Origin of the sequence: Nocardia blacklockiae (genome assembly GCF_015477355.1) — a bacterium.
In the GTDB taxonomy this organism is placed as follows: Bacteria; Actinomycetota; Actinomycetes; order Mycobacteriales; family Mycobacteriaceae; genus Nocardia; species Nocardia blacklockiae.
In genome coordinates this window covers 20,435-40,944 of sequence record NZ_JADLRJ010000022.1, presented here as the reverse complement: position 1 = coordinate 40,944, position 20,510 = coordinate 20,435, and the positions used below count along the sequence as shown (strand labels likewise).

Annotated in this window: 21 protein-coding genes; 14 read left to right on the top strand and 7 right to left on the bottom strand. The window is 70.8% G+C overall.

The annotated features are described in order from the left end of the window. Positions 1-18: 18 nt before the first annotated feature. Positions 19-639: a TetR/AcrR family transcriptional regulator gene (locus IU476_RS34980; RefSeq protein WP_195106633.1), complete on the top strand. Its 621-nt coding sequence runs from the start codon at positions 19-21 to the stop codon at positions 637-639. A gap of 128 nt (positions 640-767) precedes the next feature. On the opposite strand, the gene IU476_RS34975 is transcribed toward IU476_RS34980, so the two are convergent. Further along, positions 768-1,031 (bottom strand): hypothetical protein, encoded by a 264-nt coding sequence (locus tag IU476_RS34975; RefSeq protein ID WP_195106632.1) that lies wholly within the window; start codon positions 1,029-1,031, stop codon positions 768-770. 423 nt (positions 1,032-1,454) lie between these two features. Between IU476_RS34975 and IU476_RS34970 the strand changes: the two genes are divergently transcribed. Together IU476_RS34970 and IU476_RS34965 are read left to right on the top strand one after the other, a co-directional pair. After that, positions 1,455-2,678 (top strand): NsdA family TPR-like regulatory protein, encoded by a 1,224-nt coding sequence (locus IU476_RS34970; protein ID WP_195106631.1) that lies wholly within the window; start codon positions 1,455-1,457, stop codon positions 2,676-2,678. Next, positions 2,678-3,559, top strand: a complete 882-nt coding sequence (locus IU476_RS34965) for a phosphotransferase (protein ID WP_228824821.1) — start codon at positions 2,678-2,680, stop codon at positions 3,557-3,559. The genes IU476_RS34970 and IU476_RS34965 overlap by 1 nt, the downstream gene beginning before the upstream one ends. 61 nt (positions 3,560-3,620) lie before the next feature. Here the strand turns inward: IU476_RS34965 and IU476_RS34960 are convergent, their stop codons facing one another. Next, complete coding sequence (locus IU476_RS34960; protein WP_195106629.1) at positions 3,621-4,586, bottom strand: quinone oxidoreductase family protein; 966 nt, start codon at positions 4,584-4,586, stop codon at positions 3,621-3,623. Positions 4,587-4,667: 81 nt separating this feature from the next. On the opposite strand from IU476_RS34960, the gene IU476_RS34955 reads away from it, so the two are divergent. The 3 genes from IU476_RS34955 (at position 4,668) to IU476_RS34945 (ending at position 6,823) form a co-directional block, all read left to right on the top strand. Next, complete coding sequence (locus tag IU476_RS34955) at positions 4,668-5,012, top strand: hypothetical protein (RefSeq protein ID WP_195106628.1); 345 nt, start codon at positions 4,668-4,670, stop codon at positions 5,010-5,012. 25 nt (positions 5,013-5,037) lie between these two features. Continuing rightward, positions 5,038-5,814 carry a transporter substrate-binding domain-containing protein gene (locus IU476_RS34950; RefSeq protein ID WP_195106627.1) on the top strand — a complete coding sequence of 259 codons (777 nt, stop codon included), beginning with the start codon at positions 5,038-5,040 and terminating at the stop codon, positions 5,812-5,814. A gap of 118 nt (positions 5,815-5,932) precedes the next feature. After that, positions 5,933-6,823: a class I SAM-dependent methyltransferase gene (locus IU476_RS34945; RefSeq protein WP_324194575.1), complete on the top strand. Its 891-nt coding sequence runs from the start codon at positions 5,933-5,935 to the stop codon at positions 6,821-6,823. 81 nt (positions 6,824-6,904) lie between these two features. Here the strand turns inward: IU476_RS34945 and IU476_RS34940 are convergent, their stop codons facing one another. Both IU476_RS34940 and IU476_RS34935 read right to left on the bottom strand, forming a co-directional pair. Further along, complete coding sequence (locus tag IU476_RS34940) at positions 6,905-7,123, bottom strand: FmdB family zinc ribbon protein (RefSeq protein WP_195106625.1); 219 nt, start codon at positions 7,121-7,123, stop codon at positions 6,905-6,907. Between the two features lie 293 nt (positions 7,124-7,416). Then, entirely contained in the window at positions 7,417-8,391 is a 975-nt protein-coding gene (locus IU476_RS34935) for a COX15/CtaA family protein (RefSeq protein WP_195106624.1), read from the bottom strand. Positions 8,392-8,477: 86 nt separating this feature from the next. On the opposite strand from IU476_RS34935, the gene mug reads away from it, so the two are divergent. From mug to IU476_RS34920, 3 genes are all read left to right on the top strand, one after another. Then, positions 8,478-9,050 carry a G/U mismatch-specific DNA glycosylase gene (gene mug / locus IU476_RS34930; RefSeq protein WP_195106623.1) on the top strand — a complete coding sequence of 191 codons (573 nt, stop codon included), beginning with the start codon at positions 8,478-8,480 and terminating at the stop codon, positions 9,048-9,050. A gap of 73 nt (positions 9,051-9,123) precedes the next feature. Beyond that, complete coding sequence (locus tag IU476_RS34925) at positions 9,124-10,446, top strand: MFS transporter (protein ID WP_195106622.1); 1,323 nt, start codon at positions 9,124-9,126, stop codon at positions 10,444-10,446. Then, a complete protein-coding gene (locus IU476_RS34920) occupies positions 10,430-11,002 on the top strand; it encodes a flavoprotein (protein WP_324194574.1) in 573 nt (190 codons plus the stop codon). Before IU476_RS34925 ends, IU476_RS34920 begins: the two co-directional genes overlap by 17 nt. 20 nt (positions 11,003-11,022) lie before the next feature. Here IU476_RS34920 and IU476_RS34915 read toward each other — a convergent pair whose 3' ends face one another. The 3 genes from IU476_RS34915 to mptB all read right to left on the bottom strand — a co-directional run bounded on the left by IU476_RS34915 (position 11,023) and on the right by mptB (position 14,537). Continuing rightward, positions 11,023-11,808: an ABC transporter permease gene (locus IU476_RS34915; protein WP_324194573.1), complete on the bottom strand. Its 786-nt coding sequence runs from the start codon at positions 11,806-11,808 to the stop codon at positions 11,023-11,025. A 19-nt stretch (positions 11,809-11,827) separates the two neighbouring features. Next, the gene (locus tag IU476_RS34910) at positions 11,828-12,760 is read right to left on the bottom strand and encodes an ABC transporter ATP-binding protein (RefSeq protein ID WP_195106620.1); all 933 of its coding nucleotides are present in this window, start codon (positions 12,758-12,760) and stop codon (positions 11,828-11,830) included. Between the two features lie 73 nt (positions 12,761-12,833). After that, positions 12,834-14,537, bottom strand: coding sequence for a polyprenol phosphomannose-dependent alpha 1,6 mannosyltransferase MptB (gene mptB, locus IU476_RS34905; RefSeq protein ID WP_195106664.1), 1,704 nt, complete (start codon positions 14,535-14,537; stop codon positions 12,834-12,836). Between the two features lie 403 nt (positions 14,538-14,940). Here mptB and IU476_RS34900 point away from each other — a divergent pair, with 403 nt between their 5' ends. From IU476_RS34900 to IU476_RS34880, 5 genes are read left to right on the top strand one after another with little or no spacing between them, the layout of a single operon-like run. Further along, positions 14,941-15,774: a helix-turn-helix transcriptional regulator gene (locus IU476_RS34900; RefSeq protein WP_195106619.1), complete on the top strand. Its 834-nt coding sequence runs from the start codon at positions 14,941-14,943 to the stop codon at positions 15,772-15,774. After that, the gene (gene sufB, locus IU476_RS34895) at positions 15,771-17,207 is read left to right on the top strand and encodes a Fe-S cluster assembly protein SufB (protein WP_195106618.1); all 1,437 of its coding nucleotides are present in this window, start codon (positions 15,771-15,773) and stop codon (positions 17,205-17,207) included. Before IU476_RS34900 ends, sufB begins: the two co-directional genes overlap by 4 nt. Continuing rightward, entirely contained in the window at positions 17,207-18,394 is a 1,188-nt protein-coding gene (gene sufD / locus IU476_RS34890; protein ID WP_195106617.1) for a Fe-S cluster assembly protein SufD, read from the top strand. The genes sufB and sufD overlap by 1 nt, the downstream gene beginning before the upstream one ends. A 51-nt stretch (positions 18,395-18,445) precedes the next feature. Next, the gene (sufC, locus tag IU476_RS34885; protein WP_195106616.1) at positions 18,446-19,228 is read left to right on the top strand and encodes a Fe-S cluster assembly ATPase SufC; all 783 of its coding nucleotides are present in this window, start codon (positions 18,446-18,448) and stop codon (positions 19,226-19,228) included. Between the two features lies 1 nt (position 19,229). Continuing rightward, positions 19,230-20,507: a cysteine desulfurase gene (locus IU476_RS34880; protein ID WP_195106615.1), complete on the top strand. Its 1,278-nt coding sequence runs from the start codon at positions 19,230-19,232 to the stop codon at positions 20,505-20,507. Positions 20,508-20,510: the final 3 nt, after the last annotated feature.

The window sequence follows — 20,510 nt, the reverse complement described above, 5'->3', positions numbered from 1 at the left end:
CTGTCAAGGAGGTGGTGGATGGCCACGGATCGCGGGCAGGCGAGTCGGCGCAAGGAGCGTTCGGCGGAAACCGAACAGGCGCTCAAGGACGCGGCGCGCCGGCTGTTCGCCGAGCGCGGGTACCTGAACACCAAGATCACCGACATCACCGCGGCGGCCGGGCGCGCGGCCGGGTCGTTCTACAACCACTTCGCGAGCAAGGAAGAGCTGCTGCAGGCGCTGCTCGCGGACTTCGCGGCGCAGGGCGACACCGCCGCCGAAGAGGCGGGGCACAATCCGGACTTCACCGATCCGGACGCGGTGCGATTCCACATCGAGCAGTACTGGACCTTCTCGCGCCGGAACTGGCCGGTGCTGCGCGCGGTGAACCAGGCGGCCTTGGTGAACGAGGACTTCGCGCGGCTCACCGCCCGGTTCGCGGTCGAGCAGCGGGCCGAACTCGGCGACCATCTGGACGGATTCGCCGCGGCCGGGCTGCGCCTGCCGAGCACCCCGGACGGCAGCCTGGCGCTCATGTTCCTCACCGTGCACGCCCTGCTCGAAGCGGTGGAGCAGGGCACGGTGCGACTGACCGACGAGGAAGCCGTCGAGCACCTGACGAGGTTCGTCTACCGGGGCCTCACCGGTCGCGACTACTGACGCCCGCAGCCATGGCCACCGCCGGTCGGCCACGAGTTCGGCCGGGTCCGGCGAATGCAACGCTGTCCCCCGTCGCCGCCGACGGCGCGGAGCCGCGAAAACCCGTGGTGCCGGGCTGCTTTCGCCGTCTACTCCCAGGCGTGCGCGTCGGGCAGGGGCGGGTGCGCGGCGTTCGTCTCGTCGTCGATGGTGACCTCGACGCCGTACCGCTGCAGCTCCAGCGCGACCCGGCCCGCCACCCGGCGCGGCGCGCGGTAGTCCACCGCGACACCGCCGAAGGGAAAGCGCAGCCGGATGTGCACCTCATCCGAAGGTGTGCACACAGCGTCCTGCCACTGGTCGACCGGCGGGGCCGGCATGGGCGCGCAGGGGGTGTGTGGATCCGTACGCACGGCTCACCGCAGTTTCGGGACGGTCATCGGCCGCACCTCCGGTCGCCGGAAGTGTGCCGCAGTGGACGAATTCGGCGCGCGGGGCGACGCCGGATGGTTGCGGGGCGCACGCGATCGCGCGCCGCGGCGGGCACGGGCCCGCTCGGCAATCTCGTGCGCGGGGCACGGCACTGTCTGGGCGGCACACCGGCAATCGTCGGCGTACGGCCACCGGTCTCCGGGAAGTAAGCCATGGTCTGCCTCGTTGCGATGCCGATGGTTCGTCTTCGGTTCCCGAGATCCGCGACCGGCCGCGGGCGCCGAATGTTTGTGCAATTGTGCTTGCATTCGGCCGCGATGCGATAGCGTTGCTGTGTTGCCGGTCGTTGCCAAGGACTGCAACGCTGGTCGAAGTCGTTGCGCGGGAACGGAATTGTTAGCTGTATGAACGACTGGCAAGCCTTCGGTAGTGAGCTGCGGCGACTTCGCCTGCAGCGCAACCTGACTCTGCGCGGCCTCGCGAAGAGTATCCGTTACGACGTCGGCGCGCTGTCGCGGATCGAGAACGGCATCCGCAAGCCGCCGTCCCAGATCGTGCAGGCCCTGGACACCGAACTCGACGCCGCCGGTTCGCTGATCCGCCTGGCCACCGGCGGCGGGGCCACCGCCGCCGACGAGATCAGCGCGGCCGCCGCGGATTCGCTGGCGTTCGCCGACTGGGCCACCGACGACCGTTCGGGGCGGTTGTCGGTGGAGAGCCTGAACTACGAAATCGCCCGGATCGCCACGAGTTACGTGCACTCGCCGCCGCGCCCGCTACTCGACGACCTGCAAGCGCTGCGCGACCAGGTGTGGCAGTTGTTGCGCGCGGGGCCCGCGCCGACCCAGGCGCGGGAGCTGATGTTCCTCGGCGGTGTGGCGGTCGCTTTGCTGGCCCAGCTCACCGGGAATCTCGGCCGGCCGATGGCCGCCATGCAGCACGCGATGGCCGCCGAGCGGCTGGCGCAGCAGGCCGAGCACACCGGCCTGCTGGCGTGGCTGGCCGGCACCAAGGCGCTGATCGCCGAGTGGAGCGGAAACCCCTCGCGCGCTCTGGAATTCGCGCAGCGGGGCACGGCGGTGGCACCGGCCGGGGAGCAGCGGGTCCGGCTGGCCGCGCTGGAGGCGCGCTGTGCGGCGCGGCTGGGCCGGGTCGAGGAGGCCCGCGCGGCGGTCGCGCGGGCGGTGGCCGCCGCGCAGCAGCCGGCCGATCGCGACGATGTCACCGGGTTCGGCGGGGTGCTGCGGTTCCCGGCGGCGAAGGCTTCCTACTACGCGGGCAGCACTTTTCGCCTGATCGGCGACTATCAGCAGGCCGAACGCTGGGCCACCGACGCGATCGCCGCCTACGCCGCAGGTCCGAGCGACGAACGCAGCTACGGCGACGAGGCGCTGGCGCGCGCCGACATCGCCATCGCCTCGATCGCCCGGCAGGCGGTCGACGACGCCGCCGAGATCTTGGCACCGGTTCTGCAACTTCCCCCCGGCCAGCGCATACACCCGGTGATCGAGGGTATGAAGCAGGTGGGACAGCACCTCGGTGCCGCCGCGTGCCCACAGTCTCCGGCCGTCGCGAGCCTGCGTGAGGCACTCGCGTCGTTTCCCCTCTGCGAACCTCCGGCAAAGTGATGATCGACGTATCGACCGAACAGATTCTCCTCTCGGCCTGTCGCCAGGTGGGTTTGCGCGCCGAGGGCGCGCACCTGCTGCGGGCGCACTCCAACGCCGTCTATGTCGTCGACGATCGCGTGGTCGTGCGCATCTCGCGCTCACCGGAGCACGGGATCCGCGCCGACACCGCGGTGACCGTCGCGCGCTGGCTGAGCCGGCACGGCCTGCCCGTCACCGAACCGCTGATCGATCGCCCGGTGCACTGCCACGGCGCGACCGTCACGTTCTGGCGGTACTACCCGCAGCACGCCCGGCCGCGTCCGCCCGCGCGCGAACTCGGCGGCATCCTGCGGCAGCTGCACCGGACGGCCGCGCCGCCGTTCCCGCTGCCGAGGTATGTGCCGCTGGCCGGGCTCACCCAGACCCTCGCGGCGGCCCCGCGCGTGCTCGGCGCACCCGACCGGCACTGGCTCGCGGAGAAGGCGGCCGTGCTGATCGAGAAGTACGACCGGCTGGATTCCGTGCTGGGCGTGGGCCTCGTGCACGGCGACGCCTATCCCGGCAACACGCTGTGGAACCACGAGTCGGCGCTGCTCGGGGACTGGGACGAGGCCAGCATCGCGCCCCGCGAACTGGACCTGGTCAACACCTACCAGGGCGGGTTCCGCTTCGGCCACACCGAACACGAACTGCGTGAATTCGCCCTCGCGTACGGCTGGGACGTGCGCACCTGGCCGGGCTTCCCGATCCTGGCCGCCATGCGCGACCTGCACACGCTGACCTCCTACATCCGCCGCGCCGAACAGGGCGACGCGGCAGCGGGCAACGAACTACGCCACCGCCTCCGCAGCCTGCGCGACCCGGAACAGACCGACGCCCGCTGGCACGCCGTGGCATGACGGCCCCGTGCGTCGGGGTCGAGGCTATGCCGATCGACGCCTGGCGTGACTGGCTCGTGCGTCAGGGTTCCAGGACTATGGAGCCCGTGGTCTTGCGGGCTTCCAGGTCCCGGTGTGCGCGTTCGGCTTCCGCGAGGGGGTAGCGCGCGCCGATCCGGACGTGCAGCTTGCCCGCGGCGAGGGCGTCGAAGATATCGCCTGCGCGCCAGCGCAATTCGTCGCGGTCGCGGGTGTAGTGGACGAGGGCGGGCCGGGTCAGGAACAGGGATCCGCCGCGGTTGAGCCGTTGCGGGTCGACCGGCGGCACCGGTCCGCTCGCCGCGCCGAACAGCGCCAGCATGCCGCGCACGCGCAACGACGCCAGGCTGGCGTCGAAGGTGGCCTTGCCGACGCCGTCGTACACCGCCGCCACGCCGACCCCGTCGGTCAGCTCGCGCACCTGCCGCGCGAGATCGTCGCCGTAGCGCAGCACCTCGGCCGCGCCCGCCTCGCGCGAGAGCGCCTCCTTCTCGTCGGTCGAGACGGTCGTGATGACCCGCGCGCCGCGCGCCGCGGCCAACTGGGTCAGCAGCAGACCCACACCGCCCGCGCCCGCGTGCACGAGGATCGACTCGCCGGGTTGGGGCGTGTAGATCGATTCGAGGAGGTAGTGCGCCGTCATGCCCTGCAACAGCGCCGACGCGGCCACCGCCGCCTCGACGCCCGCCGGAACCGGCACCGCGACGGCCGCGGGCACCACGACCTGCTCGGCGTAGCTGCCGGGCGCGGACGCCCAGGCCACCCGGTCGCCGACGGCGAACTCGGTCACCCCGGGCCCGAGCGCGGTGACCGTGCCCGTGCCTTCCGTGCCGGGGATGTAGGGCACCTCCTGCGGATAAGTGCCGGTGCGGATGTAGGTGTCGATGAAATTGACGCCGATCGCGTCGGTGGTCACCAGCAGCTGCCCGGCGCCGGCCTCGGGATCCGGCGCCTCGACGAGCCGCAGGACCTCGGGACCACCGTGTTCGGAAACCTGAATGGCGCGCATGACAACGTTCTACACCCCGGGCCCCGCGACGGCGGCCGCCGGGCGGTGGACCGGAACCTACTGGACGGTAAACTCGGCCGCATGAGCGATACCGCAGCCCCCGCGAAGCTGTCGTCGTCCGTCGTGGACTCGGTGCAGAAGTTCGTCTCCGAGCACGGCGGGTCCGCCACGGCCGTGCTGCAGCCGATCGGCCGCATCGGCGTCCGGGTCACCCTCGTCGGTGCCGACGGCGTGCTGGGCGACCGGGTCGTCGACGATCTGGCCGCCGCGAAGTCGCTGGTGGAGTCCGTGAAAGGCCTGAGCGAGACCGAGCACTGGGACCGCGAGCTGACCTCCGTGGTCACCCCCGCCAAGGGGCACTGGGCGCGGATGGCCGGCTGGGTCGCCCACCAGGCGCGCTACCCGAAGGCGCGCAACGAGCGCTGAGTCGTCTGCTAGCGTCGTGCGTCCTATGCGAGTTCGACATGCCATGGCCGCGTTGGCGGCCGGAGTGATTGCCCTGTGCGCCGCGGTGGTCCCGGCGACCGCCCAGGACCCGGCCGCCCTGCGGGTGTGCACCACCGGCGACTATCCGCCGTACTCGGTGTCCGACGGCCACGGCGGATTCCGGGGCGTGGACATCGATCTGGCGCGCGGCCTGGGGGAGACCCTGCGGCGGCCGGTCGAGTTCGTCCCGACCACCTGGTCGTCCCTGAAGACCGACTTCGCGCCGCTGAACTGTGACATCGCCGCGGGCGGCATCTCCGATTCGCCTGCGCGGCGGGCCTTCTCGGACTTCTCGATGACCTACGGCACCGACGGCAAGGCGCCGATCACCCGGGTCGCCGACGCCGACCGGTTCGCCACGATCGAGCAGATCAACCGGCCGGAGGTGCGCGTCATCGTGAACCGCGGCGGCACCAACGAGGAGTTCGCGCGCAAGAACTTCCCGGACGCGCAACTCACGCTGTGGCCCGACAACGTCACCATCTTCGACGAGATCGCGCAGGGCCGCGCCGACGTGTTCGCCACCGATTCGGTCGAGGGGCGCTATCGCGTGCGCACCCACCCCGACCTGACCGTGCTGCACCCCGAGCGGCCGTTCGACTCCTTCGGCAAGGTGTTCCTGCTCCGCAAGAACGACCCGCTGCTGGCCGCCGAGGTGAACGCCTGGCTCGCCGCCCAGACCGCGACCGGCGGGGTGGACCGGTTGTTCGCGGACTGGATCGGGCCGAACGCCACGGCGTGACGAGTGCCGCTGCGGCACAACCGGATCGGTTCACACGAGAAGGTCCGCGCACAATGTGCGGCAGGGCGTCGCTCGGCGCACGCGACCTGCCGCGTCGCCGACGAGCATAATGGCCTCCGTGGCGGACAAACAGGCGAGCCGGACGGCGGTGCTGGTGTGCCAGGGCCGGGCGGCCGGCAATGGGCGGATGGCCCCAGAGCGGTTCGGCGACGACGTGGCCGCGCATTTGCTGCTGCCCGACGAACGGGCTCTGGTCGATCGAGTGCGCGCGGGTGATCCGCCCGCGGACTGGCGCGACCGCATGGCGTACGAGTTGCTCGCCGCCACCGCCGCGGTGCTGGTGCCGCGCACCGTCGCCATCGACGATGCCGTTCGCGCGCAAGGGAATTCGCAGCTGGTGATCCTCGGCGCGGGCCTGGACGGGCGCGCCTGGCGGATGGCCGACCTGGCGGGCGTCGACGTGTTCGAGGTGGATCACCCCGCGTCGCAACAGAACAAGCGCGAGCGCGTCGGCGAACTGGCGCCGGTCGCGAAGTCGGTGACCTACGTGCCGGTGGACTTCGGCCGGGACACCCTCGCAACGGCGTTGGCGCAGGCGGGTTTTCGGACCGCGGAACCCGCCACCTGGATCTGGGAGGGCGTGCTGCCCTACCTCACGCGGGTCGAGACGGAGCGCACGCTCGACGCCGTCGCCGATCTGTCGGCCCCCGGCAGTCGCCTGATCGCCACGTATCCGACCCCGAACCGGGCGGCGCGGCTGGGCCGGCTGGCCTTGCGGGTCTTCAGCAAGGTCGCGGGGCGGCAGGACCCGCTGCGGCACGAGCGGCACGTGTCGGCGTGGACGGTCGAGCAGATGCGCGCCTTGCTCGTCGCGCGGGGTTTCCGGGTGACCTCCGACGAGCATCTGCTCACGGTGGCGCGGGAACTGTCGCTCGAGATCCGGCAGTCCCGGATGTACGGGCTCGGACGCGTGGTGATCGCCGACAAGCCGGACCTGCGCGCCGAATAGGAGTCAGGCGCGGCGGCCACCAGCGGCCGTGGGCTGGAGCCGTGCCGCCTGAGCCGGTGAGCGCGATCCTGCGGGATGGGGTCAGGCGCAGCAGCCGCCACCACAGCAGCCGCCTGCCGCGGGAGCGGGTGCGGGAGCCGGAGTGGTGCCGCCCGAACCGGTGAGGGCGATCGTGGTGAGGAGTTTGACGGTGTCGGCGTGGCCGTCCGGGCACGGGGCCGGTGCGCTCGATTCACTCATCGGCCGCATCACTTCGAACGTCTCGGTGCATTCGCGGCAGCGGTACGCGTAGGTCGGCATGGGGGGATTATCGCCGGGGTCGCGGCGCGGGCACAATCCGCCTGGAAAGGGCGGGCGCGGCCGACACCGTTGTCCACACCTACCGCGCACCGACCCGCGCCTCGTCCGTGCTCCGCAGGGATGGCGTGCTGGGAGACAGCGTGCGAGGCAACCCCTGGCCACGATCAACCTCACCCGGTTGTGCGGCCGCTACACAGTGTGCGGGACCGCGGCGGCTCGCGGGAGGGCGGAACGCGCCAACTTCCGGGACGAACGCGCCAGTCTCTTTGTGGCGCTGGACTTCCTGGTGCGGGTCAGGAGGCCTGGGCCACCGGTTCCGGCGCCGTCGCCGTCACCTGTTCGCGGTTGCGCATCGCGGCCCACAGCGCGGCGGTGGCGGCGGTGCAGGCCGCGGCGCCGCCGACGTGCACGGCCACCAGCGCCGCCGGAACGTCGGTGAAGTACTGCACGACGCCGACCAGGCCCTGCGCGCACACCAGCGCGATCACGGTGATCAGGCGCAACCGGAGCGCGCGGTTCATGCCGACGGCCGCCAGCCCGCAGGCCAGTCCGACCAGCAGCGCCAGGTAGGCGATCAGCAACTCGGCGTGCAGGTGCACCAGCGTCACGATCTCCACCTGCAACCGCTCGACGGCGCGCTCGACGCTCTTGTCCCCGGCGTGCGGGCCGGCGCCCGTCACCAGCGTTCCGGCGATCATGGTGGCGCACAGCGCGATTCCGCTCAGCGCGGTCAGCAGGCGCAAGGGCCTCGGCGCCTGGACGACATCGACGCCGTCGTCGGGTTCACCGATCTTCGCGAACAGCAGCACCGCCAGCCACACCATCAGCATCGACGCCAGCAGATGCACCGCCACGGTCCACCACAGCAGCCCCGTGCGCACCGTGATCCCGCCGATCACCGCCTGCAACACCGTCCCGCCGGGCATCAGCCACGCGTACACCACCACCTCGCGCCGCCGCCGCGCCCGCACCACCGCGAGCACCACCAGCGCTGCGAACAGGGTCACCACGAACGTCAGCAGCCGGTTCGAGAACTCGACCACCTGATGCAGCACCGGCACCTCGGCATGCACCACCGGCGTGAAGCTCCCCGGAAAGCACTGCGGCCACGTCGGGCACCCCAGCCCCGACGACGTCACCCGGACGATCGCCCCCGTCACCGAAATCCCGGCCTGGGACAGGATCACGGCGAACGCGATGATCCGCTGCACCCGCAACGAAGGCAGCGGCAGCAGATCGACCAGTCGCAGAAACGCGCGAGACAGCACGCCACGATCGTAGCCCAGCCTCAACTACAGCCTGTAGTGGGTGGTGGTCCGGCGGGTGCGTCCGTCCGCTCGGGCAGACTGAGACGATGGCTCGTTCCGCTGTGTACCGCCCCACGCCCGCCGATCTGGCCGCCGCGGAGGGCAAGACCATTCCGGATCTGGTGGCGCCTGGGTTGCGAGTGTTGTTCTGCGGAATCAATCCCGGGTTGTGGTCCGGTGCGACGGGGCATCACTTCGCGCGGCCGGGGAATCGGTTCTGGCCCGCGCTGTTCCGGTCGGGGTTCACGCCGCGGTTGTTGCGGCCGGACGAGCAGGACGCGATGCTGGCGCTGGGGCTGGGGATCACGAACGTGGCGGAGCGGACGACGGCGAAAGCGGATCAGCTGACGGCACAGGAGTTGCGGGACGGGGGACGGGCGCTCGTCGAGCGCGTGGAGAAGTACCGTCCGCTGGTGCTCGCGGTGCTCGGGCTGGGCGCCTACCGCACGGCCTTCGGGCGGCCGCGCACCGCCGTCGGCCGCCAGGAAGAGTCGCTGGGCGACACCGAGGTCTGGGTGCTGCCCAACCCGAGCGGCCTCAACGCCCACTACACGCTCGACGCGCTCGCCGACGAATTCCGCAAGCTGCGGGAAGAGGTGGATCGCAAGACGCGCGGCTGACCGCCCTGCCCGGCTTTCTGGCGAAACCCCAGGCAGCGCAGGCACTTGAACGGTGTTAAAGTGAGCGCTGCTCATGAGTACTGTGATCGAGGCCCGGGGTTCGCGGGCGCGCCGCGTCACCGCCTCCTCGGCGGGCGCGGCCCTGGAAAGCTACGAGTGGTCGCTGTACGCGCTGCTGGTCACCTACTTCTCGCCGCGATTCTTCGGCGGCGACCTGCGGCATTCGGTGCTGTACGGGTTCGGGGTGTTCGCGGTCGGGTTCCTGATCCGGCCGATCGGCGCGCTGGTGCTGGGCCGGCTGGCGGACCGGCGCGGCCGCCGACCGGCCCTGGTGCTGTCGATCGGGCTGGCCGGGGTGGCGACGCTCGGCATGGCGCTGACCCCGGGCCGGGAGACTCTCGGCGCGGCGGCGCCGGTCCTGCTGCTGGTGTGGCGGCTGGTGCTGGGCGTCTCGTTCGGCGGCGAGCAGGCCGTGGCGCAGGCGTACCTGTACGAGTCCGCGCCGCCCCGGCGGCGCATGCTCGGCACCAGCGTGTACTCGATCTTCTACGGTCTCGGCACGATCACCGCCACCCTGCTCGTGGCCGGCCTGGCGACGTGGGCGGGCCCGGCGGTACTGCGCGACGGAGGCTGGCGCATCCCGTTCCTGGTCGCCGCCGTCCTGTCACTCGGATTCATGGTGGCGCGCAGGAACATTCCCGAAACCCTCGAGACTCTACCGGAGGAAGAAGACCGTCCACGCGAGTGGCGCGGACTGCTCGGACCCGCGCTGGCCGTCGCCGGTCTCACCGCGGGCTGCCTGGCCTCCTACTACCTCTGGATCAGCGCGCCGACGAGCTACGGCATCACGGTCCTGAGACTGCCTGACGCGCAAGTACTCTGGGCGGGCGTGGTAGCGCAGCTCGCCTACATGGCCGCCGCCCCCGTCTGCGGTGCCCTCGCCGATCGGGTCGGCCCGCTGCGCTGGGTGGCGGGCGCGGCCGCGGTCCTCGCGGCACTCACCCTCCCCATGCAGGTGCTCCTGAATTCCGCTACGCCCCTGACGTATTGGGCGCTCATGATCGTCGGATCCGTCGGCGTCGTCACCCTCGCCGCCACGGTCACCGGCGCCACCGCCATGGTCGCCCCCGCCCGCCACCGGGTAACGATCATGGCCCTGCCCTACAGCATCACCAGCGCCCTCTTCGGCGGCACCACCCCCGCCCTGAAACAGAAATTCGCCTCCCACCCCGCCCTCTTCTCCCTCTACATCATCGCCCTACTCCTGGTCACCGTCCTCACGGCCCTGGCCGCCCGCCCCTTACTGGCCGACGCCACAACTGCCGGCGGACCGGTGTCGCGGGGTGCGGGCGAGGGGAACGGCTGCGACGATGGTGCGCGTGGACGAACTGGGTAGGCCTGTGCTGTATGCGATCGTGACCGGCTCTCCGGCGGCGCGGGACGTGGGGCGGCTGGTGGATCTGGCTCGGGGAGACGGGTGGGAGGTGTGCGTGGTCGCTTCTCCCGACGGGCGTCGATTCATCGATGTCGAGGAGTTGGAGAGCCGGACCGGGCACCCGGTGCGCAGTCACTACAAGGATCCCGGCACGCCCGATGTGCTGCCGCCGGCCGACGCCATGATCGCCGCGCCGCTCTCGGGGAACTCACTCGCGAAATGGGCTGCGGGGATTTCGGATACGTTGCCGCTCGGGTTGCTGGTGGAGGCGCACGGAAAAGGGCTGCCCGTGGTGGCGGTGCCGTTCTCCAACCGGGCGCAGCTGAGTTTTCCCGCGCTACAGGACGCGATGGGCAAGCTCGCGCAGTGGGGTATCACGATGCTCGCCGGCGACGATCTGCCCGCGGCGCACGAACCGGGGCTGGGCGCGGACCGGTTGGCTTCCTTCCCTTGGGAATTGGCGTGGCGCGCGGTGCTCGACCACCCGCTGCTCCCGCGGGAGCTGATCGAGGGCTGATTACCGGATGGCCCCGTATCTCACTCGAAACGGAACCAGCGCACCGCGAGCGCCCCGGTCACCACACCCCACACCGCCAGCACCGCCAAGCCGTACCAGTCGACACTCAACCGCATCGCCTGTTCGAGCGCCTCGGCCAGCGCCCCGGAGGGAATCAGCCGGGCGACGATGCTCAGCCAGCGCGGCACGTCCTCCGCGGCGAACACCAGACTCGACGTCCCGAGCATGAGGAACCACAGGATGTTCGCCAGCGCCAGCACGATCTCGGCCTTCAGCGTGCCGCCCAGCAGCAGCCCCATCGCCGCGAAAGTGGCCGTGCCCAAAGCGATCACGAGCGCGCCGAACGCCAGACCGCCCAGCCCGGGCCGCCATCCCAGCGCGAATCCGATGAGCCCCAGCAGAATCGACTGCAGCACCACCACGATCAGCACCGCGGCGCACTTGCCGCCGACGATGCCCCAGCGCGGCAACGCGGTGGCGCCCAAGCGTTTCAGCGCCCCGTAGCGCCGGTCGAAGCCGACCGCGATGGCCTGACCGGTGAACGCCGTGGACATGATCGCCACCATCATCACCGCCGGCACCACCCGCTCGACCCGGTCGTCCCCGAGGCTGCCCAGCGGCAGCAGCGCCAGGCCGATCAGCAGCGCGATCGGAATGAACATGGTCAGCAGCAGCTGTTCCCCGTTGCGCAGCAACAGGATCAGCTCCATGCGGGTCTGCGCCGCCAGCATCGCCGGGCGGGCGGCCGGGCGCGGTGCGGGCGCGAAGGTGCCGGGGGCGAAGCGGTGCTCGGCGTCGGTGGTCACGACGGCTCTCCGTTCGACGTCAACTGCGCAGCTCCCGTCCGGTCAGTTCCAGGAAGACATCCTCGAGCCGCCGCTGATCGATGCGGATGTCGCTGGGCAGCACGTCGATCCGCGCGCACCAGGCGGTCACCGTGGCGAGCACCTGCGGGGTGATGTCGCCGCGCAGCAGGTAGGACCCCGGCGCCGTCTCGCACGGCGAGAAACCCTCCGGCAGAGCGCATTTCAGCAACCGCAGATCCAGCTTCGGCGGCGCGGTGAAGCGCAGCTGACCCTCCGCGCCGGTGGAGGTGACCTCGGCCGGCGTCCCCGCCGCGACGATCTGCCCGTGGTCGATGATGACCAGCCGGTCGGCGAGCTGCTCGGCCTCGTCCATCATGTGCGTGGTGAGCAGGATGCCGACCCCGTCGCGGCGCAGCGCGTCGATCAGCTCCCAGACCAGGTGCCGGGCCTGGGCGTCCATCCCCGCGGTGGGCTCGTCGAGGAACACCATCTCCGGCCGCCCCACCAGCGCGCAGGCCAGCGCCAAACGCTGCTGCTGCCCGCCCGACAACCGCCGGTACGGGGTGCGCCGCGCGTCCTGCAGGCCGAGCGTGCTCAGCAGCCACTCCGGATCGAGCGGATCGGCGGAATACGCCGCGACCAGTTCGAGCATCTCCCCGGCCCGCGACCCGGGATAGGCTCCGCCGCCCTGCAGCATCACGCCGATGCGCGGGCGCAACCGGTCGGAGTCGGCGATCGGGTCCAGGCCGAGCACTCGCACCGAACCGGCGTCGGGGGCGGTGAATCCCTCGCACATCTCGACGGTGGTGGTCTTGCCCGCGCCGTTGGGTCCCAGCAGCGCAACCACTTCCGCGCGCCCCACCTCGAAACCGATGCCGTCGACCGCGGTGAGGTCGCCGTAGCGTTTCACGACGCCGTCGATGCGCACGGCCGGCGACGCGGCAGTGCTCACGCGCTCGCCTCGCCTTCGCCCGGCGGCCCGGCGACCGAGGACGGCGGTGTCGACGGTTCGCTCGCAAGCTCACTCACGAGGAGACACCGTATGCCGCGGGCCGCTGTGACCGAGCAGACACCCCCGCGCCGCCCCGCCACGGCAGCAGGTTGCGGGTGACCACGATGAATCCCACGCCGACGATCACGACGGCCACCGCCGCCTCGATGATCTGGAACACCCCGAAATCGGCGCCGCGCGGCATCAGCATCACGCTCACCACGGCCGAGAACACCACCGCCGGAACCCGGAAGGCCGGAGTGGTGGCCCACGCCGCCAGCGGCACGATGGCCCACAGCAGATACCACGGCTGCACCACCGGGAACAGCAGCACGATCGCGGCCAGCGAGACGCCCATCGCCCCGACGGGCTGCAGTCGCCCGGTCCAGGTCGCGATGAGCATGCGCAGCGTGATGAACGCGGCGACCGCGCCCGCGATCGGCCGGGTGATGCTCAACAGTGCTGTGGTGTGGTCGCCCAGGCCCAGCAGCACGCCGCCGAATCCGGTGACGATGCCGACCGCGGTCGGCAGCGACATCCAGCTGCGCACGGCGTTGGCGGTGTTGAGGGTGTGCGTCCAGCCGAATCCGAGCCCGCTCGTCCAGCTGACGAACAGCGTGGTCACGGCCATGATCCCGGCGAGGGTGAGGGCCGCGGCGAGCAGCGGCCGCACCCCGCCTCCCCAGCGCCGCGCGAGCGCCATCCCGACGAACCCGAGCGCGATGATCGAGGTGAACTTGACCGTCGACGACAGCGTGATCACGACCGCCCCGAAGATCAGCAGCGACCAGGCCCGCCGGTCGAACGGCTTGCCGATGTGCTCGGATCCGTTCGTCGGGCACACCACGTCGGTGACCGACCCCACCCATCGCTCCCCGGCGATGGCGCGCAGGCAGAACTCGGTGCCCGCGAGCATCAGGCCCAGCATCAACGCGTCGTTGTGCACCCCGCCGACCAGGTGGAACAGCACCAGCGGATTGGCCGCCCCCAACCACAGCGCGCTCACCGGCGCCACGCCGCAGCGCCGCGACAGCCGGGGCAGCGCCCACACGATCAGCGCCACGCCGGCGAGCGCCAGCAGCCGGTGCGCCCACACGCCGAGGATGATGTTGTCCCCGGTCAGGTGGGCGATGCCGCGGCCCATCCAGAGGAACAGCGGCCCGTAGGGCGCGGGGGTGTCGCGCCAGATGTTGGGCACGTTGTAGGTGAGCACGTTGTGCAGGCCCAGGCCCGTGGCCGGACCCACCTCGTAGGGGTCGAGCCCGCGCGCGGCGATCTCGCTCTGCGCCAGATACGAGTACACGTCGTTGGAGAACAGCGGCGGCGCCACCGACATCGGGATGATCCACAGCAGCAGCGTGCGGTCCAGCTGCGACCGGCTGAGCCGGTGCGCGGGCGCGCCGCCGAAACCGCCGACGGCGAAGCGGCCCAGCAGCAGCCACGCCATCACCACCAGCACCGTGCCGATCATGCACAGCGCCAGCGACGAGGTCTGCCAGCGCGCGAACACCCCGATCACCCGCACGCCCGACACCGGGTTCTGCACCACCGGCTGGGCCGCGACCCCGAGCGCGCTGATCGCCATCAGCACCGACCCGGTCGCGCCGAGCAGCCGAATCCGCTTGAACTGCACCGTCTCCCGCGGGTCCAGTCCGGGGACCTCGGACTCGGCCGTGTGCAGCACGGCGATGGTGTGATCGGCGGCGGGGACGTCCAGGCCCAGAGCCCGGCGACCCATGTCGATAGTTCTGCGCCGCGCGCCCTCCAATACCGCCACGAACAGAGAGCCTAGTTCGCGCACCGGGTGGAACGGGACACGTCCCCGCCGCGGGGCCGGGAGTCGGTCCGCGACTGTTTCGTTATTCGATCCGACCAGGATCGGAGGGTGTGGGATTGGTCGCAGTCCGGGATGCGGGCGCCCGTATCGGTCGGCGCGGCGAACACCTGGAGACTTCCGAGGCTCGCACAGCGCCGACGGCTTTCGTTGCGGCCGAAACGAGTTCGCGTTCTCGGCCCCGTAGGTATCCGCCGCAGCGACGGAGCTCGGGCGCACCGGCGAACGTCCGGGCGGACGCCTTCCGGTCGGTTCGGTCAGGTCACCCTTACTAGAATGCGGGAAGGAATTCCGTCACACTGATGTTGTGAAAACCGTGGGTTTGCGGACGAAGGCAGACACCGGGCGTCGAACAGGCGCCCGGAACACTGTCGCGCCCGCGGCGCCCGCCGGTGAGGGGCACACCCGCGAGGCCGTGATCCAGCTGCTGCTGGAACAGGGCCCGATCACGGCCACGGCCATCGGCAAGCGCCTGGGCCTGAGCCCGGCCGGGGTGCGGCGCCATCTCGACGCGCTGATCGAATCCGGCGAGGCCCGCGCCACCCGCTCGGCGCCGTGGCAGCAGCAGGGCCGCGGCCGTCCCGCCAAGCAGTACCAGCTCACCGCGACGGGGCGGGGCCGGCTCGGCCACGCCTACGACGATCTGGCCGGTGCGGCGATGCGCCAGCTGCGCGAGATCGGCGGAGATTCCGCGATCGCCGAATTCGCCCGCAAGCGGGTGGCGACGATCGTCGCGGGGATCGACAGACTGGCCGGTCACACGCCCGAATCCACCGCCGCGAAGGCCGAGGAGATCGCCGAGGCGTTCTCGGAGGCCGGTTTCGCGGCGTCCACCCGGAAGGTGGGCGCGGGCGTGCAGATCTGCCAGCACCACTGCCCGGTGTCGCACGTGGCCGAGGAGTTCCCGGAACTGTGCGCCGCCGAGCTGGAGGCGTTCCGCGAGCTGCTGGGCACCCACGTGCAGCGGCTGGCCACCATCGCCAACGGCGACTGCGCCTGCACCACGCACGTGCCGCTGTTCGTGCTGCCCAACGCCGCCGGCCCCGACCAGGCCACCGAAGACCCGACATCGAACGCCCGACAGACCGCTGCACAGCCCGCAGCGGCGAACACGAACGACTCCGGAAGGAGTGCCGAATGACGACCACCGCCGACCAGGCGCAGCCGCTGACCCAGGAGGAGACCATTGCCTCGCTGGGTAACTACGGCTACGGCTGGGCCGACTCGGATGCCGCCGGTGCCAGCGCCAAGCGTGGCCTGTCCGAAGAGGTCGTGCGCGACATCTCGGCCAAGAAGAACGAGCCCGAGTGGATGCTCGACGTCCGCCTGAAGGCGCTGCGCATCTTCGACCGCAAGCCCATGCCGACCTGGGGCTCCAACCTCGAGGGCATCGACTTCGACAACATCAAGTACTTCGTGCGCTCCACGGAGAAGCAGGCGGCGTCCTGGGAGGAGCTGCCCGAGGACATCAAGAACACCTACGACAAGCTGGGCATCCCCGAGGCGGAGAAGCAGCGGCTGATCGCCGGTGTGGCCGCCCAGTACGAGTCCGAGGTGGTCTACCACCAGATCCGCGAGGACCTGGAGTCCCAGGGCGTCATCTTCCTCGACACCGACACCGGCCTCAAGGAGCACCCGGAGCTGTTCCGGGAGTACTTCGGCTCGGTCATCCCGGCCGGCGACAACAAGTTCTCCGCGCTGAACACGGCCGTGTGGTCGGGCGGTTCGTTCATCTACGTGCCGCCGGGCGTGCACGTCGACATCCCGCTGCAGGCCTACTTCCGGATCAACACCGAGAACATGGGCCAGTTCGAGCGCACCCTGATCATCGTCGACGAGGGCGCCTACGTGCACTACGTCGAGGGCTGCACCGCGCCGATCTACAAGTCCGACTCGCTGCACTCCGCGGTCGTGGAGATCATCGTGAAGAAGGGCGGCCGCTGCCGCTACACCACCATCCAGAACTGGTCGAACAACGTCTACAACCTGGTCACCAAGCGGGCCAAGGCCGAGGCGGGCGCGACCATGGAGTGGATCGACGGCAACATCGGCTCCAAGGTCACCATGAAGTACCCGGCGGTCTGGATGACCGGCGAGTACGCCAAGGGCGAGGTGCTGTCGGTGGCGTTCGCGGGCGAGGGCCAGCACCAGGACACCGGCTCCAAGATGCTGCACCTGGCGCCACACACCTCCTCGACCATCGTGTCCAAGTCGGTGGCGCGCGGCGGCGGCCGGGCCTCCTACCGCGGCCTGGTCCAGGTCAACAAGGGCGCCTACGGCTCCAAGTCGACCGTGAAATGCGATGCGCTGCTGGTGGATACGATCAGCCGCTCCGACACCTACCCCTACGTCGACATCCGCGAGGACGACGTGACGATGGGCCACGAGGCCACCGTCTCCAAGGTCTCCGAGGACCAGCTGTTCTACCTGATGAGCCGCGGCCTGACCGAGGACGAGGCGATGGCGATGGTGGTGCGCGGCTTCGTCGAGCCGATCGCCAAGGAACTCCCGATGGAGTACGCGCTCGAGCTCAACCGCCTGATCGAACTGCAGATGGAAGGAGCGGTCGGCTGATGCCGGTCGAGAACGTGGCGGAGGCCCTGGAGAACCCCGGCGCTCGCACCCCCGCGATCAACAAGGGCGAGGTGTTCTCGTCGTTCGACGTGAACGCCTTCGAGGTGCCCTCCGCCAAGGACGAGGCGTGGCGGTTCACCCCGCTGCGCCGGCTGCGCGGCCTGCACGACGGCACCGCCACCCGCGACGGGCAGGCGACGGTCGAGGTGAACGAGGTCGCCGGCGTCTCGGTGGAGACGGTCGGGCGCGACGACGCCCGCCTCGGCGAGGGCGGCGTGCCCTCGGATCGTGTCGCCGCGCAGGCGTACTCGGGTTTCGAGCAGGCCACCGTCGTGTCGGTCGGCCGGGAAACCGAAGTGCCCGAACCGGTGTCGATCACGATCACCGGCCCGGGCGAGGGCAGGACCGCCTACGGGCACCTGCAGGTCCGGCTGGACGCCTTCGCCGCCGCCACCGTGGTCATCGACCAGCGCGGCAGCGGAACCTACGCGGAGAACGTCGAATTCGTACTCGGCGACAGCGCGAAGCTGACCGTGGTCGCGGTGCAGGACTGGGCCGACGACGCGGTGCACGCCACCGCGCACCACGCCAAGCTGGGCCGCGACGCCACGCTGCGGCACACCTCGGTCACCCTCGGCGGCGAACTGGTGCGCCTGACCGGCACGGTGCGCTACGCCGGCCCCGGCGGCGACGCCGAACTGCTCGGCCTCTACTTCGCTGACGCCGGGCAGCACTTCGAGCAGCGCCTGCTGGTCGACCACGCGGTGCCGAACTGCAAGTCCAACGTGATGTACAAGGGCGCGCTGCAGGGAGATCCGCACTCGCCCAAGGGCGACGCCCGCACCGTGTGGGTGGGCGACGTGCTGATCCGCGCCGAGGCCGAGGGCACCGACACCTTCGAGCTGAACCGCAACCTGGTGCTCACCGACGGCGCCCGCGCCGACTCGGTACCCAACCTGGAGATCGAGACCGGCGAGATCGTGGGCGCCGGACACGCCTCGGCAACCGGCCGCTTCGACGACGAGCAGCTGTTCTACCTGCGTGCTCGCGGCATCCCGGAGGAGGCCGCGCGCCGTCTGGTGGTGCGCGGGTTCTTCCACGAGATCATCCAGAAGATCGCGGTGCCCGCGGTCCGGGAGCGGCTGGAGGCGGCCGTGGAGGCCGAACTCGCCGCCGTCGGCGCCTAGACCATCCGTCCTCCCGGCGTGGCCGGGAACCACAGCCCCAGAAGGAACTTCATGACCACCCTCGAAATCAAGGACCTGCACGTCGAGGTCGCCAACCCGGACGAGTCCGGGGAGCCGATCAAGATCCTCAAGGGCGTCGATCTCACGGTGAAGTCCGGTGAGACGCACGCCATCATGGGCCCCAACGGCTCCGGCAAGTCGACGCTGTCCTACGCCATCGCCGGCCACCCGAAGTACACCGTCACCCAGGGCTCGATCACCCTGGACGGCGAGGACGTGCTGTCGATGTCCGTCGACGAGCGGGCGCGCGCGGGCCTGTTCCTGGCGATGCAGTACCCGGTCGAGGTGCCCGGCGTCTCGATGTCGAACTTCCTGCGCACGGCCGCCACCGCGGTGCGCGGCGAGGCCCCGAAGCTGCGGCACTGGGTCAAGGAGGTCAAGGAGTCGATGGGCGAGCTGGAGATCGACCAGGCCTTCGCCGACCGCTCGGTGAACGAGGGCTTCTCCGGCGGCGAGAAGAAGCGCCACGAGATCCTGCAGCTGGGCCTGCTCAAGCCGAAGGTCGCCATCCTCGACGAGACCGACTCCGGCCTGGACGTGGACGCGCTGCGCATCGTCTCCGAGGGCGTCAACCGCTACAAGGAGCGCGAGAACGGCGGCATCCTGCTGATCACCCACTACACCCGCATCCTGCGCTACATCCAGCCGCAGTTCGTGCACGTGTTCGTGGGCGGCCGGATCGTCGCCGAGGGCGGGCCCGAGCTCGCCGAGGAACTGGACGCCAACGGCTACGTGCGGTTCACCTCCGCCGCGGCCGCCACCGCTGGAGCCTGAGATGACCGCTACGGTTTCCGATAGCCGGGTCCCCGGGTCGCGTGCCCTCGACGTCGCGAAGATCCGGGCCGACTTCCCGATCCTCAGCCGCACCGTGCGCGACGGAAAACCCTTGGTCTACTTGGATTCCGGAGCGACCTCGCAGCGGCCGACGGCCGTGCTCGACGCCGAGCGCCGCTTCCTCACCGAGAACAATGCCGCCGTGCACCGCGGCGCGCACCAGCTCGCCGAGGAGGCGACCGACGCCTACGAGGGCGCCCGCGCCGACATCGCGCGCTTCGTCGGCGTCGACGCGAACGAGATCGTGTTCACCAAGAACGCGACCGAATCGCTGAACCTGGTGGCCTTCTCCTTCGCCGACGACCGGTTCCCGTTCCACGTCGGTCCGGGCGACGAGATCGTCACCACCGAACTCGAGCACCACGCGAACCTGGTGCCGTGGCAGGAGCTGGCGCGCCGCACGGGCGCGACGCTCAAGTGGTACGGCGTCACCGACGACGGCCGCATCGACCTCGATTCGCTCGAGCTGTCGTCGCGGACCAAGGTCGTGGCGTTCACCCACGCCTCCAATGTGACCGGCGCCTTCGGCCAGGTCGAGGAGCTGGTCCGGCGCGCCAAGGCCGTCGGCGCGTTGACGGTGCTCGACGCCTGCCAGTCGGTGCCGCACATGCCGGTGGACTTCCGCGCGCTGGGCGTCGACTTCGCCGCGTTCTCCGGGCACAAGATGCTCGGGCCGTCGGGTGTCGGCGTGCTGTACGGCCGCTACGAGCTGCTCGAGCAGACGCCGCCGTTCATCACCGGCGGTTCCATGATCGAGACCGTGTACATGGACCACAGCACCTACGCCCCGCCGCCGCAGCGGTTCGAGGCCGGTGTGCCGATGACCTCGCAGGTGGTCGGCCTGGGTGCGGCGGTGCGGTATCTGGAAGAGCTCGGCATGGAAGCCGTTGCGGCGCACGAGCACACGCTCACCGGCGCGGCGCTCGAGAGCCTGAGCGCGCTGCAGGGTGTGCGGATCGTCGGCCCGGTCGAGAACGTCGACCGCGGCGGGGCGGTGTCGTTCGTGGTGGACGGCATCCACGCGCACGACGTCGGCCAGATTCTCGACGACGAGGGCGTCGCCGTGCGGGTCGGGCACTTCTGCGCGTGGCCGCTGCTGCGGCGCACGGGCGTGCCCGCCGCCGTCCGCGCCTCCTTCGCCGTCTACAACACCGTCGACGAGGTGGACGCACTGGTGGCCGCCGTGCGGAAGGCACAGAGCTTCTTCGGAGTTGCATAGATC

What these genes read in the sequence shown, in the direction of transcription:
- IU476_RS34980 (WP_195106633.1), top strand. Translation starts at nt 19, where the DNA reads ATGGCCACGGATCGCGGGCAGGCGAGTCGGCGCAAGGAGCGTTCGGCG.
- IU476_RS34970 (WP_195106631.1), top strand. Translation starts at nt 1,455, where the DNA reads ATGAACGACTGGCAAGCCTTCGGTAGTGAGCTGCGGCGACTTCGCCTG.
- IU476_RS34965 (WP_228824821.1), top strand. Translation starts at nt 2,678, where the DNA reads ATGATCGACGTATCGACCGAACAGATTCTCCTCTCGGCCTGTCGCCAG.
- IU476_RS34960 (WP_195106629.1), bottom strand. Translation starts at nt 4,586, where the DNA reads ATGCGCGCCATTCAGGTTTCCGAACACGGTGGTCCCGAGGTCCTGCGG.
- IU476_RS34955 (WP_195106628.1), top strand. Translation starts at nt 4,668, where the DNA reads ATGAGCGATACCGCAGCCCCCGCGAAGCTGTCGTCGTCCGTCGTGGAC.
- IU476_RS34950 (WP_195106627.1), top strand. Translation starts at nt 5,038, where the DNA reads ATGCGAGTTCGACATGCCATGGCCGCGTTGGCGGCCGGAGTGATTGCC.
- IU476_RS34940 (WP_195106625.1), bottom strand. Translation starts at nt 7,123, where the DNA reads ATGCCGACCTACGCGTACCGCTGCCGCGAATGCACCGAGACGTTCGAA.
- mug (WP_195106623.1), top strand. Translation starts at nt 8,478, where the DNA reads ATGGCTCGTTCCGCTGTGTACCGCCCCACGCCCGCCGATCTGGCCGCC.
- IU476_RS34925 (WP_195106622.1), top strand. Translation starts at nt 9,124, where the DNA reads ATGAGTACTGTGATCGAGGCCCGGGGTTCGCGGGCGCGCCGCGTCACC.
- mptB (WP_195106664.1), bottom strand. Translation starts at nt 14,537, where the DNA reads ATGGGTCGCCGGGCTCTGGGCCTGGACGTCCCCGCCGCCGATCACACC.
- sufB (WP_195106618.1), top strand. Translation starts at nt 15,771, where the DNA reads ATGACGACCACCGCCGACCAGGCGCAGCCGCTGACCCAGGAGGAGACC.
- sufD (WP_195106617.1), top strand. Translation starts at nt 17,207, where the DNA reads ATGCCGGTCGAGAACGTGGCGGAGGCCCTGGAGAACCCCGGCGCTCGC.
- sufC (WP_195106616.1), top strand. Translation starts at nt 18,446, where the DNA reads ATGACCACCCTCGAAATCAAGGACCTGCACGTCGAGGTCGCCAACCCG.
- IU476_RS34880 (WP_195106615.1), top strand. Translation starts at nt 19,230, where the DNA reads ATGACCGCTACGGTTTCCGATAGCCGGGTCCCCGGGTCGCGTGCCCTC.